The organism is Azospirillum sp. (assembly GCF_050789165.1).
In genome coordinates this window covers 1-12,652 of record NZ_JBOZRT010000026.1, presented here as the reverse complement: position 1 = coordinate 12,652, position 12,652 = coordinate 1, and the positions used below count along the sequence as shown (strand labels likewise).

General features: G+C 70.7%; 17 protein-coding genes. 4 read left to right on the top strand and 13 right to left on the bottom strand.

The features are described from left to right. Positions 1–69 precede the first annotated feature (69 nt). From ACRWK7_RS04850 to ACRWK7_RS04840, 3 genes are all read left to right on the top strand, one after another. Positions 70–303, top strand: coding sequence for a hypothetical protein (locus ACRWK7_RS04850; protein ID WP_431855064.1), 234 nt, complete (start codon positions 70–72; stop codon positions 301–303). Further along, positions 303–587 carry a hypothetical protein gene (locus tag ACRWK7_RS04845; RefSeq protein ID WP_431855063.1) on the top strand — a complete coding sequence of 95 codons (285 nt, stop codon included), beginning with the start codon at positions 303–305 and terminating at the stop codon, positions 585–587. The genes ACRWK7_RS04850 and ACRWK7_RS04845 overlap by 1 nt, the downstream gene beginning before the upstream one ends. A gap of 64 nt (positions 588–651) precedes the next feature. After that, complete coding sequence (locus ACRWK7_RS04840) at positions 652–1,887, top strand: argininosuccinate synthase (RefSeq protein WP_431855062.1); 1,236 nt, start codon at positions 652–654, stop codon at positions 1,885–1,887. Between the two features lie 90 nt (positions 1,888–1,977). On the opposite strand, the gene ACRWK7_RS04835 is transcribed toward ACRWK7_RS04840, so the two are convergent. The 5 genes from ACRWK7_RS04835 to ACRWK7_RS04815 all read right to left on the bottom strand — a co-directional run bounded on the left by ACRWK7_RS04835 (position 1,978) and on the right by ACRWK7_RS04815 (position 5,975). Continuing rightward, positions 1,978–2,634: a glycosyltransferase gene (locus ACRWK7_RS04835; protein ID WP_431855061.1), complete on the bottom strand. Its 657-nt coding sequence runs from the start codon at positions 2,632–2,634 to the stop codon at positions 1,978–1,980. Continuing rightward, entirely contained in the window at positions 2,631–4,304 is a 1,674-nt protein-coding gene (locus ACRWK7_RS04830; RefSeq protein ID WP_431855060.1) for a tetratricopeptide repeat protein, read from the bottom strand. Before ACRWK7_RS04830 ends, ACRWK7_RS04835 begins: the two co-directional genes overlap by 4 nt. Before the next feature lie 119 nt (positions 4,305–4,423). Next, positions 4,424–4,654, bottom strand: a complete 231-nt coding sequence (locus ACRWK7_RS04825) for a hypothetical protein (RefSeq protein WP_431855059.1) — start codon at positions 4,652–4,654, stop codon at positions 4,424–4,426. A 100-nt stretch (positions 4,655–4,754) separates the two neighbouring features. Further along, positions 4,755–5,144 carry an antitoxin Xre/MbcA/ParS toxin-binding domain-containing protein gene (locus tag ACRWK7_RS04820; protein WP_431855058.1) on the bottom strand — a complete coding sequence of 130 codons (390 nt, stop codon included), beginning with the start codon at positions 5,142–5,144 and terminating at the stop codon, positions 4,755–4,757. A gap of 69 nt (positions 5,145–5,213) precedes the next feature. Further along, entirely contained in the window at positions 5,214–5,975 is a 762-nt protein-coding gene (locus ACRWK7_RS04815; RefSeq protein ID WP_431855057.1) for an SDR family NAD(P)-dependent oxidoreductase, read from the bottom strand. A gap of 160 nt (positions 5,976–6,135) precedes the next feature. On the opposite strand from ACRWK7_RS04815, the gene ACRWK7_RS04810 reads away from it, so the two are divergent. Then, on the top strand, positions 6,136–6,573 hold the full coding sequence (locus ACRWK7_RS04810; RefSeq protein WP_431855056.1) for a hypothetical protein: 438 nt from the start codon (positions 6,136–6,138) through the stop codon (positions 6,571–6,573). Between the two features lie 11 nt (positions 6,574–6,584). Here ACRWK7_RS04810 and ACRWK7_RS04805 read toward each other — a convergent pair whose 3' ends face one another. The 8 genes from ACRWK7_RS04805 to ccmD form a co-directional block, all read right to left on the bottom strand. Then, the gene (locus ACRWK7_RS04805) at positions 6,585–6,863 is read right to left on the bottom strand and encodes a GNAT family N-acetyltransferase (protein WP_431855055.1); all 279 of its coding nucleotides are present in this window, start codon (positions 6,861–6,863) and stop codon (positions 6,585–6,587) included. Further along, on the bottom strand, positions 6,860–7,102 hold the full coding sequence (locus ACRWK7_RS04800; RefSeq protein ID WP_431855054.1) for a hypothetical protein: 243 nt from the start codon (positions 7,100–7,102) through the stop codon (positions 6,860–6,862). The genes ACRWK7_RS04805 and ACRWK7_RS04800 overlap by 4 nt, the downstream gene beginning before the upstream one ends. Before the next feature lie 172 nt (positions 7,103–7,274). Further along, positions 7,275–8,666 (bottom strand): c-type cytochrome biogenesis protein CcmI, encoded by a 1,392-nt coding sequence (gene ccmI / locus ACRWK7_RS04795; protein ID WP_431855053.1) that lies wholly within the window; start codon positions 8,664–8,666, stop codon positions 7,275–7,277. Then, a complete protein-coding gene (locus ACRWK7_RS04790) occupies positions 8,666–9,154 on the bottom strand; it encodes a cytochrome c-type biogenesis protein (RefSeq protein WP_431855080.1) in 489 nt (162 codons plus the stop codon). Before ACRWK7_RS04790 ends, ccmI begins: the two co-directional genes overlap by 1 nt. A gap of 11 nt (positions 9,155–9,165) precedes the next feature. Next, positions 9,166–9,696 carry a DsbE family thiol:disulfide interchange protein gene (locus tag ACRWK7_RS04785; RefSeq protein ID WP_431855052.1) on the bottom strand — a complete coding sequence of 177 codons (531 nt, stop codon included), beginning with the start codon at positions 9,694–9,696 and terminating at the stop codon, positions 9,166–9,168. A 19-nt stretch (positions 9,697–9,715) separates the two neighbouring features. After that, complete coding sequence (locus tag ACRWK7_RS04780; RefSeq protein ID WP_431855051.1) at positions 9,716–11,698, bottom strand: heme lyase CcmF/NrfE family subunit; 1,983 nt, start codon at positions 11,696–11,698, stop codon at positions 9,716–9,718. A 7-nt stretch (positions 11,699–11,705) separates the two neighbouring features. Next, entirely contained in the window at positions 11,706–12,164 is a 459-nt protein-coding gene (gene ccmE / locus ACRWK7_RS04775) for a cytochrome c maturation protein CcmE (RefSeq protein ID WP_431855050.1), read from the bottom strand. Beyond that, on the bottom strand, positions 12,161–12,382 hold the full coding sequence (ccmD, locus tag ACRWK7_RS04770) for a heme exporter protein CcmD (protein WP_431855049.1): 222 nt from the start codon (positions 12,380–12,382) through the stop codon (positions 12,161–12,163). Before ccmD ends, ccmE begins: the two co-directional genes overlap by 4 nt. Positions 12,383–12,652: the final 270 nt, after the last annotated feature.

Genomic DNA, 12,652 nt, shown 5'->3' with positions numbered 1-12,652 from the left:
CCCAACTTCGTCCTCGACAAGCCGGGAGGGGCGAGGCATGTAGGCGCGGCGTTCAGGGAGGGTCCGTCCGTGCAGGCGCAGTTCGCCGTCGATCCCGGCTTGGTGCTGTTCGTCTTCAACGTGCTGGCGGTGTGGCCGCTGGCGCGGATCTGTCGGCGCGCCGGCTTCGCGCCGGGCTGGGCGTTCCTGGTCTTCGTGCCGGTGGTCGGGCTGCTGCTGGTGTGGGGGATGCTGACCTTCCGGCGCTGGCCGGTGCTGCCCCCGAAGGCGCCCAAGGTGCGCAAGCCGCGGAGGACCGCCTGATGGACGCCCTCGCCGATCTCCTGCGCGCGCTCTACTGGGAACCGTGGCAGGCCATCCTGACGCTCGACCTGTGGTGGGCGAACCTGGTCATCGCGATCCTGCTGCTGCTGAAGATGGTGTTCGGCGGCTGGATGCTGGCGAAGGCCGGGCGCAGCCCGCTGTGGGTGCTGGTGCTGCTGATCAACGGGGCGGACATCGTGGCGCTGTGGGTGTTCGCCTACGTGCGCTGGCCGTTCGTGGACGACGCGCGTGCGGCTCCCGCGGAAACTCCGGACGCCGATTGATTCGGGGGCGCGGCGGGGCTAAGGTCCGGCACCTTATTCCCCTTCCTTGCGCATGAGCCTTCCCATGAGCGCTGCTCCCGGCAAAGAGATCAAGAAAGTCGTGCTCGCCTATTCCGGCGGCCTGGACACCTCGGTGATCCTGAAGTGGCTGCAGGAGACCTACCGTTGCGAGGTGGTGACCTTCACCGCCGACCTCGGCCAGGGCGAGGAGCTGGAGCCGGCGCGCAAGAAGGCCGAGCTGCTGGGCATCAAGCCCGAGAACATCTTCATCGACGACCTGCGCGAAGAGTTCGTGCGCGACTTCGTCTTCCCGATGTTCCGCGCCAACACGGTGTACGAGGGCGTGTACCTGCTCGGCACCTCGATCGCCCGGCCGCTGATCGCCAAGCGCCAGATCGAGATCGCCAACCTCGTCGGCGCCGACGCGGTCGCGCACGGCGCCACCGGCAAGGGCAACGATCAGGTCCGCTTCGAGCTGGGCTACTACGCCCTGCGCCCGGACATCAAGATCATCGCGCCGTGGCGCGAGTGGGACCTGAACAGCCGCACCAAGCTGATCGACTACGCCGAGCAGCACCAGATCCCGATCGCCAAGGACAAGCGCGGCGAGGCGCCGTACTCCACCGACGCCAACCTCCTGCACATCTCCTACGAGGGCAAGGCCCTGGAGAATCCGTGGCAGGAGGCGGACGAGGACATGTACACCCGCTCCGTCGCCCCGGAGAAGGCGCCGGACACCCCGACCTACGTCGAGGTCGAGTTCAAGCGCGGCGACGCGGTGGCGATCGACGGCAAGGCGATGTCGCCGATGCAGATCCTGACCGAGCTGAACCGCCTGGGCGGCGAGAACGGCATCGGCCGCCTGGATCTGGTGGAGAACCGCTACGTCGGCATGAAGTCGCGCGGCGTGTACGAGACGCCGGGCGGCACCATCCTGCTGGCCGCCCACCGCGGCATCGAGAGCATCACGCTGGACCGCGGTGCGGCGCACCTCAAGGACGAGCTGATGCCGCGCTACGCCGAGCTGATCTACTGCGGCTACTGGTGGAGCCCGGAGCGCCTCGCGCTGCAGGCGCTGATCGACCAGACGCAGGAGGTGGTGAACGGCACGGTGCGTCTGAAGCTGTTCAAGGGCAACGTCTCGGTGGTCGGCCGGCAGTCGCCGAACTCGCTGTACCGCCTGGACTACGTGACCTTCGAGGAGGACAGCGTCTACAACCAGAAAGACGCCGAGGGCTTCATCAAGCTGAACGCGCTCCGCCTGCGCCTGGGCGCGATGGCGAAGGGGAACCTGAAGTAAGCGACGGCGCTTCGGGTAGTACGGAAAACGCGGCCCTGCGAAGGCGGGGCCGCGTTTTGCGTTTTCGGCCGGTGTCCCGCGGCCGGGACGTTACAGCCGTCCCTCTCTGGCCTGCCTGAGAAGATCCAGCACGGCGCGCTCCCACGCCGCCCCGTCGGCGGAGCGCGGGCCGGTGGAATGGTGGCCGCGCCGGTTGATGAAGAACACGTCCTCGACCTTGGCGCAGCGGAAGCTTCGCCACAGGGCGAGGTAGTACTTGAAGTCCTCGCCGCAGTTCATCGCCACGTCGAACTTCACCGCGGCGGCGGCGGACGACCGCACGAAATGCCCCATCTGCAGCGTGTGGACCGGATGTGCGGTAAGGATGTCGGCGAGGCGGTCGGTGGCCGGCAGCTGCCCCTCGCGGAACGCGATGCTGTCGGTGCCGTAGACGTTCTCGCAGATCAGGCCCCACACCGCGTCGTGGGCGTCGGCATACCGGGCGAAGCGCTCGAAGGCCCAGCTCGCCATCAGGTCGTCGGCGTCCAGGAAGAAGATCCAGTCGCAGCCCATCGCGACGGCTTGGTCGATGCCGTCGTTGCGCCGCGCCGAGCGGCCGTGCCGGCCCTCCAGGTCCCACATCGGCAGGATCTCCAGCGCCTGGAACGGTCCCTGGTTGGCGGCCCAGGCCGTCTCCACGCTCTGCCGGCAGGAGGCGTAGTCGGAGTCGTGCCCCGGGCCGACCGGCGTGATCACCGCGCACTTCATCCGTTGCTCCAGGCGGCCAGGTCTCGGACGGCCCGCCGCACCACGCCGTTCCAGTCGCCGGGGCGGTCCTGGCGGAGCAGGCGCAGGGTCGGATACCAGGGGCTGTCCTCGCGCTCCAGCAGCCACCGCCAGTCCGCCACGTGCGGCAGCAGCACCCACGTCGGCACGCCGAGCGCGCCGGCGAAGTGCGCCGTGGAGTTGTCGATGGTGACCACCAGATCCATGGCGGCGACCTGCGCGGCGAAGGCATCCAGATCGGCCAGCTGGTCGATCTCGCGGTCGATCAGCAGGCCGGGCGCCACCGGCGCCATCTCGCGCGCCATGGCGTCCGGGTCGCCGTACTGCAGGCAGACCCAGCGCACGCCGGGCGTTTCCAGGAGCGGCGCCAGGGCGGCGGGGTCGAGCGTGCGCATCCACCCGTTTTCCCGGTTGCAGGTGGACCAGGTCAGCCCGACCAGCCGCCGCCCGTCGGCGTAGCGCGCGCGCAGCGCGTCGCGCCGCGCCGGGTCGGCCGTCAGGTAGGGAGAACGCGTGGCGGCGAAGCTCTCCAGGGTCGGGCGGAACAGGCGGGGCAGGCTGCCGCTCGGGATCTGGGCGGCGACCTCCGGCAGCCGGTCGGCGACCTGCCCGTCGGCCCGCCGGGCGACCACCTCCACCCCGGGGAAGGAGCGCGCGAACAGCGGCACCAGCCGCGGCGCGCATTCCAGGACGCAGGGCACGCCGGTGCGCTGCACGTCGGGGATCAGCCCGGCGAACATCACCTCGTCGCCCACCCCCTGCTCGTTCCAGACGAGCAGCTTGCCGGACGGCGGAGCGGTGCCGTTCCACAGCGGGCGTTCGATGACGCGCCTGGGGGAGGGGCGGTGGCGGTCCTTCTCCAGGCGCCAGTCGTACCCGCTCCAGCCCTCGGCGAGGCGCCCGGTCTGGAGCAGGACGAGGGACAGGTTGAAGTGCGCGTCCCCATAGGCCGGATCGACGTCGAGGGCCATGCGCAGCGCGGCCTCGGCCTCCTCCAGGCGGCCCAGCTCGTGCAGCGTGGAGCCCATGTTCGAATAGGCGGCGGCGTAGCGCGGGTTGATCTCGACGGCGGCGCAGTAGGCGGCCAGCGCCTCGTCGTAGCGGCGCAGGGCCTTCAGCGCGTTGCCCAGGTTGCCGTAGCCTTCGGCGTAGGCCGGGTTGGCGTCCAGCGCGGCGCGGTAGGCGGCGACCGCCTCCTCGTGACGCCCCAGATCCTGGAGCGCGTTGCCCAGGTTGGAGTGTGCCATGGAGAAACGCGGGTTGAGGTCCAGCGCGGCGCGGTAGGCGGCCAGAGCCTCCTCCGGCCGGCCCATGCGCTTGAGCGCGACGCCGAAGTTGTTCTGCGTGTTGGCGTCGCGCGGGTTCAGGCCCAGCGCGGCGCGGTAGGCGGTGACGGCCTCGTCAAAGCGGCCCAGGTCGCGCAGGGCGTTGCCCAGGTTGGCGCAGTAGTCCGGGGTGCGCTTGATGGTCAGCGCCCGCCGGATCAGCTCCACCGCCGTCTGGAAGTCGCCCCGCTGCGCGTGGATGACGCCGAGGAGATGGATGGCGTCGCTGTCGCGCCTGTTCTGCTCGATGAGGGCCCGGTAGATCCCTTCGGCCTCGTCGAGGCGGCCGGCCGAGTGGGCGCTCAGCGCAACGCCGAGGTCAGGCACGTTGCCCCCGTGGTTTCCGACCATGCCCCACCAACCGAACGCTGCAAGCGACGGGTGTACTTAGCACGGCCGGCCGGCGCAGGGGAATGACCAGTCCGGGACGACGGACCCGGCCGCCCTCACGCCTCGCGCGGGCGGCTGCTGAAGTACAGCTCCGCCGCGACCACCAGCAGGGTGGCGGACAGCGCCAGGCCCACCCCGTTCTGCTCCAGGAAGGAGGCGACCAGCCCGGCGCCGCCGCCGACGCAGGCCATGCCCATCAGGATGCTGCTGATCGCCGGCGCCATCGGCGCCAGGACGCGCTGGGCGCGCGACATGGGGCGGGTGGTCTGGGAACGGGCCGGCTTCATCGGTGCACCTCGTGGCTATCTGCCGAACAGCATAGGCCAAGCCGCCAGGAAGCGACCTTGACCTGAGTCAACAAATGCTGCGGTGCACCCGGAAGTTCCGTCAGAAAATCGGCTTCGGCGCATCGAGGTAGTGGATTGCCTCCACCAGACCGGTGATGGTCTGCACCGTCTCCATCGGCGTACCGTCGAGCACCGGGTTGTGGTGGTTCATCCACTCGCGCGCCGCCTTGCCGTCGCCATCGACGATGGCGTCCAGCGAGCGCCACAGCCGGGTGAACAGCACCGCCAGCTCCTGCGCCTTGCCCTCCTCTGGCAGCGCCTCGCCGCCGCGCAGGCGGGCGAGCGTCGCGTCCGGCACCCCGATCACCTTGGCCAGCACCCGGTCGGGCATGGCGAGCTGGTCGGCGGCGCGCAGCAGCGCCTGGGTGATCGCCTGCGCCTCGGGGGAGGCGGGAGCAGCGGCGGCCTTTCGCAACGGCTTCGGGGGCATGGAGGCTCTTTCGATGAAGAAGGGCGGGAGGGCCGCGTGCCCTCCCGCGGGGCAATCAGAGCATATAAGTTATTGCGGGGCCATACGGATGGCGCCGTCCAGGCGGATCACGTCGCCGTTCAGCATCTCGTTCTCGACGATGTGCTGGACGAGGCGGGCGTACTCCTCCGGGCGGCCGAACCGCTTGGGGAAGGGGACGGAGGCGGCGAGGCTGTCCTGCACCTCCTGCGGCATGGTCAGCAGCATCGGCGTGCCGATCAGGCCGGGGGCGATGGTCATCACGCGGACGGCGCTGCGGGCGAGGTCGCGCGCCGCGCAGATGGTCAGCGCCACGATGCCGCCCTTCGACGAGGCGTAGGCCGCCTGCCCGATCTGCCCCTCGTAGGCGGCGACCGAGGCGGTGTTGACGATCACGCCGCGCTCGCCGCTGTCCAGCGGGTCGAGCTTCGCCATGTCGGCGGCGGCGAGGCGCAGGATGTTGAAGGTGCCGATCAGGTTCACCTCGATCACCCGGCGGAAGTTCTCCAGCGGCATCGCGCCCTCGCGGCCGACGATGCGCTGCGCGGGCGCGATGCCGGCGCAGTTGACGGCGATGCGGGCCGCACCGTGCGCGGCGCGGGCCTGCTCGAAGGCGCGCTCGGCCGAGGCGGAGTCGGTGACGTCGCAGACCATGCCGAGACCGCCGATCTCGTGCGCGACCTTGAGCACCGCGTCCTCGTTGACGTCGAGCACGGTGACCTTGGCGCCCTGCTGGGCGAGGTGGCGCGCCGTCGCGGCGCCCATGCCGGAGCCGCCGCCGGTGACGATGGCCGAAAGTCCCTGGATCTGCATGCGCTGTCCCTCCCGATTATCAGGTTTGTCGCTCTATGTAGCAGGGCGGCGCGGCGGGCGGAACCCGGCAGAGGGGGGCAGCGACACCCCGTCGCTTGCGCTCGCCGCCGGATGGGTTCCATCATCGCCGGCTCGGGCACGGGCGAAGCGGGGTGGGGCGATGCGGAGACTGTGGGTGGCGGCGCTGCTGGCCGGAGCCGTGCCGGCCGCCGCGGCCGGGGCGGAGCGCGAATGGTCGCTGCGCACGAAAAGCGCCGACATCGGCGCGGCGCTGGAGCGCGAGGGCAACCGCGAATCGCTGGTGCTGAGCGTGCACCCGCTTGACGGCGTGCGGATCGAGCCGCCGATGGTGCGGGTGGACGCCCCGGCGCTGGTGCGTCCGCACATCGCGGTGAAGTTCCCGACCACCGTGCGCGCCGAGGGCAAGGGCCGCGCCGGCACTGTGCGCGCCGCGCTGCCGCTGGAGGGGCCGGGGAGGGTGCGCTTCGGCGACGCCGACCGCAACGACGGCGCGCTGCGCATCGAGTACCGGTACTGCACCGCCAAGGCGGACTGCGCGGTGGAGACGGTGGACATCGCGCTGAAGGCGGGGCCGTAGCGCGCTTGCCCTCACCCTGCCAGCAGGTCCTGAAACTCCGGGTGCTTGCGGATATACCCCGCGATGAACGGGCACTCCGCCACCACCGGCAGCCCGCGCGCGCGGGCGAGGCCGAGCGCGCCCTTCGCCAGGCGTGAGCCGACGCCGCGGCCGGACAGGCTGTCCGGCACCTCGGTGTGGGTGAAGACCAGTTGCCCGTCGCGCACGCGGTACTCGGCGAACGCGACGGCGCCGTCCTCGGCCAGCTCGAAGCGGCTGGCGGCGGCGTTGTCGGTGACCGCTCCGCTCACCGGTGCGGCACCGTCTTGTCTTCGGGTTCGACTTTCGCGTCGTCGGGCGAGCCGCGGCCGCTGTGCGGCTCGTCGGCCAGCGCGCGGTTGAACTGCATCGCCTTCTCGATCCCGTCGAACCAGAAGATCCGGCCCTCGTTGACGAAATCCTCGCCCTCGACGAAGCCGATGTCGCGGGCCACGTCCCGGCCCATCGGCTCGGGCACGTTGATCGGCCACTGGAAACGTGAGTCGGCCATGGCGCTCCTCCCGGTCTGCCTCAGGATGCTCAACCGGAGCGGAGCGCCGGTGTTCCCTCATATCAAAGGCGCCTGATGGCTTCCATCAGGCGCCTTTGATCCAACCCGGCAGCACATTGCGCAGAAATGTGCGAGAGGCTGATGCGGCCGGCGCCTTAAGGCGCCGGCCGCATCAGCCGCCGCTCTTCAGCGACGCGAGACGCTGGCGCACGGTCTCACGGTCGGGGTCCTTCGGGTCCATCTGCGCCAGCAGGCGGTTCCACAGCTCGGCCGCCTCGTCGCGCCGGTTGGCCTGCGCGGCGTCGAGGCCGAGCAGCCACAGCGCCTCCTTGTTGGCCGCGTCGAGCGCCAGCACCTCGCGCAGCGCCGCCACCGCGTCGGCCGGCAGCGGCCCGTCCTCGGGCGCGCGGCCGAGCAGCGCGTCGGCGTAGGCGATGCGCACCTCCACCCGCGTCGGCGCGCGGTCGAGCGCCTGCTTGGCGGCCTCGATCGCCTTGTCGTGCTCGGCCAGCACGGAGTAGGAGCGCGCCAGCTTCAGCCAGCCGTCCACGTCCGCCGGGTTGGCGCGCATCTTGGCGTCGAGCTGCTCCACCATCTGGCGGATCTGCCGGTCCTGGTCGGCGTCGCCGCCCTGCTGACCGCCGGCCGTCGGGTGGTTCTGCGGCGGCGCCGGCTTCGGCATGACGCTGGCGACGTCGAGCTTCAGGGCGGTCGCCGCCTCCTTGATGCGGGCCTGCACCACCGGCAGCCACGGCGCATCGGCCGGGGTGTCGGCGACCAGCGCCACCCAGCCGTCCAGCGCGCCCTTGGCGTCGCCGGCCTGCAGCCGGGACAGCGCCAGGAAGAAGCGGGCGCGGGAGTCCTTCGGGTCCTTGTCCAGCATCGCCTGGAAGACGCGCAGCGACTCCTCGGTCACCGTGCCGCCGTTGGCGGCGGTGGACATCTCGGCGTAGGCCGACTTGGCCTCCAGGCTGTCCGGCTGCAGGTCGGATGCCCGCTTCAGCGCTTCCGCCGCCTGATCGAAGCGGCCGATCCGGCCGTAGGTCTGGCCCATCAGGGTCCAGGCCCGGGCGTCGTTGGGGTTGTCCTCCAGGTGCTTCTTGAGCTTCTGCACCGCCTCCATCACCGGGGCGGGCGGGCCGCCGTCCATCTGGCGCTCCTCGGCGGCGAGGTCGCGGGACGCCAGCGGCTGCGCCGGCAGGTCCGGCCGGCCGAGCGGCAGGTAGATCACCAGCGCGCCCAGCGGGATCGCCACCGCCAGCAGCGCCGCCACCGTCCTGGTGCGGTTCGCCTGGCCGGCGCCCGCGGCGCCCGCCTTGGCTTCGTCGGCCAGCGCCAGCATGCGCCGCGCGATCTCGGCCTTGGCGGCCTCCATCTGCGCGTCGGTGATCAGGCCGCGGCCGCGGTCGCGCTCAAGCTCGGACAGCTGGTCGCGGTAGACCTCCAGGTCATAGGCGCCGCGCGACGGGCTGGCGGCCTCGGCCTTCGGGGCCTTCAGCAGCGGCGGCACGATGATCAGCAGCACGACGGCCGTCAGCGCCGCCGCGAGTATCCAGAACAGCATCAGATCCCGTCCTTGCGCAGAAGCGCGTCGAGGCGCCGGCGCTCGTCCTCGGTCAATGGCGCGGTGTCGCCGGCCGCACCGCCGGCGGCGCGCCGGTTGCGCAGGTAGGCCGCGGTGCCCAGCGCGCCGAACGCCAGAATGACGAACGGCCCGGCCCAAAGCAGCAGCGTCGTCGCCTTGAACGGCGGCTTCAGCAGCACGTAGTCGCCGTAGCGGTCGGTGACGTACTGCAGCACCTGCTCGTTCGTCTCACCCTTCTTGATGCGCTCGCGCACGATGATGCGCAGGTCGCGGGCGAGTTCGGCGTTGGAGTCGTCGATCGACTGGTTCTGGCAGACGAGGCAGCGCAGCTCCTTGCTGACCTCGCGCGCCCGCTCCTCCTGCCGGGGGTCGGGCAGAATCTCGTCGGGGTTCACCGCGAGGGCCGGTCCGGTCAGTCCCGCCCCCAGCCCCGCCGCCAGCACGGCGGCCAGAATCAGGCGCTTCACCATGGGAGTTCTCACTTGGACAACTCCTTGATCAGGGGCGCCATCTCGGTGCGCCAGACGTCCTCGGTGATCGGGCCGACCTGCTTGTAGCGGATCACGCCCGCCTTATCGATGATGTAGCTCTCCGGCACGCCGTAGACGCCCCAGTCGATGGCGGCGCGGCCGTCGCGGTCGGCGCCGATCACCCCGTACGGGTCGCCGAGCTGGCGCAGCCAGGTCTGGGCGTCCTCCGGCTTGTCCTTGTAGTTCACGCCGACGATGGTCACCGCCTTGGTGCGCGACAGCTCCATGAGCAGCGGGTGCTCGACCCGGCAGGGCACGCACCACGAGGCGAAGAAGTTCACCAGCGTGACCTTGCCCTCGAAGGTCGCGTTCGACACCGTGCCGTCGTTGCCGCGCAGGCCGGCCACCGAGAAGGCCGGCGACGGCTTGCCGATCATCGGCGAGGGCACCAGCTTCGGGTCGCGGTTGAAGCCGACGAAGAAGAAGGCGGCCACCACGGCAAGCACGAGCAGCGGCAGGATGTAGATCAGGCGGCGCATGGTTTCTTGTTTCCGTTTCTTATTCGGCCGGCTGCATGGCCGGGCCGCCCTTGCGGCGGCGCTCGGGTGCCCCGATGCGGAAGCGGCGGTCGGACAGCGAGACCAGCCCGCCGAACACCAGGCCCAGGGCGCCGATCCAGATCCACGGCAGCAGCGGGTGGTGGTAGATGCGCACCACCCACAGGCCCTGCGCGTCCGGGTCGCCGAGCGCCACGTAGAGGTCGGCGAAGGCCGTGGTGTGGATCGCCGTCTCCGACGTGGTCTGGCGCGACACCGGGTAGGAGCGGCGCTCCGGCTCCAGCGTGGCGATGACCTTGCCGTCCTTGGTGACGCGGAAGGTGCCGACCTCGGCCCGGTAGTTCTCGCCGAAGCCGGGGCGGACGTTCTCGAAGTGCAGCGTGTAGCCGGCCACCGTCGCGGTGTCGCCGGGCTTCATGCCCTTGATCAGCTCGGCGTTCCACGACGAGGTCGCGGTCATGCCCATGATGCCGATCCCCAGGAAGGCGTGCGCGATGGTCATGCCCCAGGCGCTGCGCGGCAGGTTGGCGGCGCGGCTCCAACTCTCGCCGGCCGGGACGCGGAACAGGCGGATGCGCTCGGCGAACTCGGTCAGCGCGCTGACCAGGGCCCAGGCGCCCATGGCGATGCCGACCAGCGCCATCACCGGCCCACCCATCGCCCACACGGTGCCGAGCACCGCCAGCGCGGTCACCACCAGCGCCACCCACAGCCGGCCCATCACGCCCGGCAGGTCGCCGCGCTTCCAGGCCAGGAACGGGCCAACGCCCATGGCGGCGACCAGCGGGATCATCAGCGGCACGAAGGTCGAATTGAAGAACGGCGCGCCCACCGACACCTTGCCGAGGTTCAGCACGTCGAGGAACAGCGGGTACAGCGTGCCGATGAACACCGTGGCCGTCGCCGTGGACAGCAGCAGGTTGTTCAGCACCAGCGAGCCCTCGCGGCTGATCGGCCGGAACACGCCGCCGGCCTTCAGCGTCGGCGCCCGGAAGCTGTACAGCAGCAGCGAGCCGCCGGTGGCCAGCGCCAGCAGCACCAGGATGAACACGCCGCGCGCCGGATCGACCGCGAAGGCGTGCACCGAGGTGAGGATGCCCGAGCGCACCAGGAAGGTGCCCATCAGCGACAGCGAGAAGGTGATGATCGCCAGCAGGATGGTCCAGGTCTTCAGCGCGTCGCGCTTCTCCACCACGATGGCGGAGTGCAGCAGCGCGGTGCCGGCCAGCCACGGCATGAACGAGGCGTTCTCCACCGGGTCCCAGTACCACCAGCCGCCCCAGCCCAGCTCGTAGTAGGCCCACCAGGAGCCCAGCGCGATGCCGGCGGTCAGGCAGATCCAGGCGGCCAGCGTCCACGGGCGCACCCAGCGCGCCCAGGCCGGATCGACCCGGCCCTCGATCAGCGCGGCGACCGCGAAGGAGAAGGCCATCGAGAAGCCGACGTAGCCCGCGTACAGGAACGGCGGGTGGAAGGCGAGGCCGGGGTCCTGCAGCAGCGGGTTGAGGTCGTGCCCGTCCAGCGGCGCCGGGACGACGCGGGTGAACGGGTTGGACGTGATCAGGATGAACAGCAGGAAGCCGACGGAGATGATCCCCTGCACCGCCAGCACGCGGGCCTGCAGGGTGGGGGGCAGGTTGCGGCCGAAGGTGGCGACGGCGGCGCCGAAGGCCGCCAGCATCACCACCCACAGCACCATCGAGCCCTCGTGGTTGCCCCACACGCCAGACACCTTGTAGAGCATCGGCTTCAGCGAGTGGCTGTTGTTGACCACGTTGAGCACGCTGAAATCGGACACCACGTGCGCCCAGGTCAGCGCCGCGTAGGCGACGCCGATCATCGCCACCTGGGCGAAGGCGGCGGGGCGGGCCACGTTCATCCAGGCCCGGTTGCCGGTGGCGGCCCCTACCATGGGCAGCGTGGACTGCACCAACGCCACGAACAGCGTCAGCACCAGCGCGTAATGGCCGAGTTCGGGAATCACCGAAACCTCACTGCTTCAGCGTCTTTGCGGTGTCCTTGAAGTGCTCGGCGCGCTTCAGCGCGTCGGTCACCTCAGGCGGCATGTACTTCTCGTCGTGCTTGGCCAGCACCTCGCGGGCGACGAAGACCCCGTCGGGGCGCAGCTTGCCCTCGGCCACCACGCCCTGGCCCTCGCGGAACAGGTCGGGCAGCTGGCCGCGGTAGGCCACCGGCACCACGGAGACGCCGTCGGTCACGCGGAACTCCACCGACACGCCGTCGGGCAGGCGCTTGACGGTGCCTTCCTCGACCAGCCCGCCGAGGCGGAAGCTGCGGTCCTTCACCTCGGCGACCTTGGTCTGCAGGTCGGACGGGCTGAAGAAGAACACCAGGTTGTCCTGGAACGCGGTCAGCGTCAGGGCGGTCGCCGTGCCGAGCCCGAGCAGGGCCAGCAGCAGCATGTACAGGCGGCGTTTCTTGCGAGTCATCCTTCACCCATCTCCGCCGCCGCGCCGTCATGGCCGGCGGCCTCTCGGCGGGAGCGGCGGCGGGTCGGCCGGCTCCCTTCCAGCGCTTTCAGCGTCGCCTCGCGCTCCCGCAGGCCGCGCAGCGAGGCCACCAGGAGGCCGACCATCACCAGCGCCGCCAGTGCGTAGGCGGGCCAGACATACGCGGCGTAGCCGCCCATCGCGAAGAACTCGGTCATGGCGCTCAACTGGTCGTGTCCGTTCGGCGGTTCAGATCATACCCACTGCATACGGCACAATTGGGGCCGCATGCTTTGATCGAAAACAAACAGGTCCCGTCAGCCGCGCGCCTCGGAGAAGCGCAGCGTCTGCACCTTGCGGCCGATGATCTCGGCCTTGACGCGCAGCAGCACGACGGTGACGAAGTACAGCGTGAAGGCCAGCGCCATCACCAGCAGCGGCCACAGCATCGGCCCGGCGATCGCCGGCCCGCCCATCTTGATGACGCT

Coding starts and splice junctions, on each gene's coding strand:
- ACRWK7_RS04845 (WP_431855063.1), top strand. CDS start 303: ATGGACGCCCTCGCCGATCTCCTGCGCGCGCTCTACTGGGAACCGTGG.
- ACRWK7_RS04840 (WP_431855062.1), top strand. CDS start 652: ATGAGCGCTGCTCCCGGCAAAGAGATCAAGAAAGTCGTGCTCGCCTAT.
- ACRWK7_RS04835 (WP_431855061.1), bottom strand. CDS start 2,634: ATGAAGTGCGCGGTGATCACGCCGGTCGGCCCGGGGCACGACTCCGAC.
- ACRWK7_RS04825 (WP_431855059.1), bottom strand. CDS start 4,654: ATGAAGCCGGCCCGTTCCCAGACCACCCGCCCCATGTCGCGCGCCCAG.
- ACRWK7_RS04820 (WP_431855058.1), bottom strand. CDS start 5,144: ATGCCCCCGAAGCCGTTGCGAAAGGCCGCCGCTGCTCCCGCCTCCCCC.
- ACRWK7_RS04815 (WP_431855057.1), bottom strand. CDS start 5,975: ATGCAGATCCAGGGACTTTCGGCCATCGTCACCGGCGGCGGCTCCGGC.
- ACRWK7_RS04810 (WP_431855056.1), top strand. CDS start 6,136: ATGCGGAGACTGTGGGTGGCGGCGCTGCTGGCCGGAGCCGTGCCGGCC.
- ACRWK7_RS04800 (WP_431855054.1), bottom strand. CDS start 7,102: ATGGCCGACTCACGTTTCCAGTGGCCGATCAACGTGCCCGAGCCGATG.
- ccmI (WP_431855053.1), bottom strand. CDS start 8,666: ATGCTGTTCTGGATACTCGCGGCGGCGCTGACGGCCGTCGTGCTGCTG.
- ACRWK7_RS04785 (WP_431855052.1), bottom strand. CDS start 9,696: ATGCGCCGCCTGATCTACATCCTGCCGCTGCTCGTGCTTGCCGTGGTG.
- ccmE (WP_431855050.1), bottom strand. CDS start 12,164: ATGACTCGCAAGAAACGCCGCCTGTACATGCTGCTGCTGGCCCTGCTC.
- ccmD (WP_431855049.1), bottom strand. CDS start 12,382: ATGACCGAGTTCTTCGCGATGGGCGGCTACGCCGCGTATGTCTGGCCC.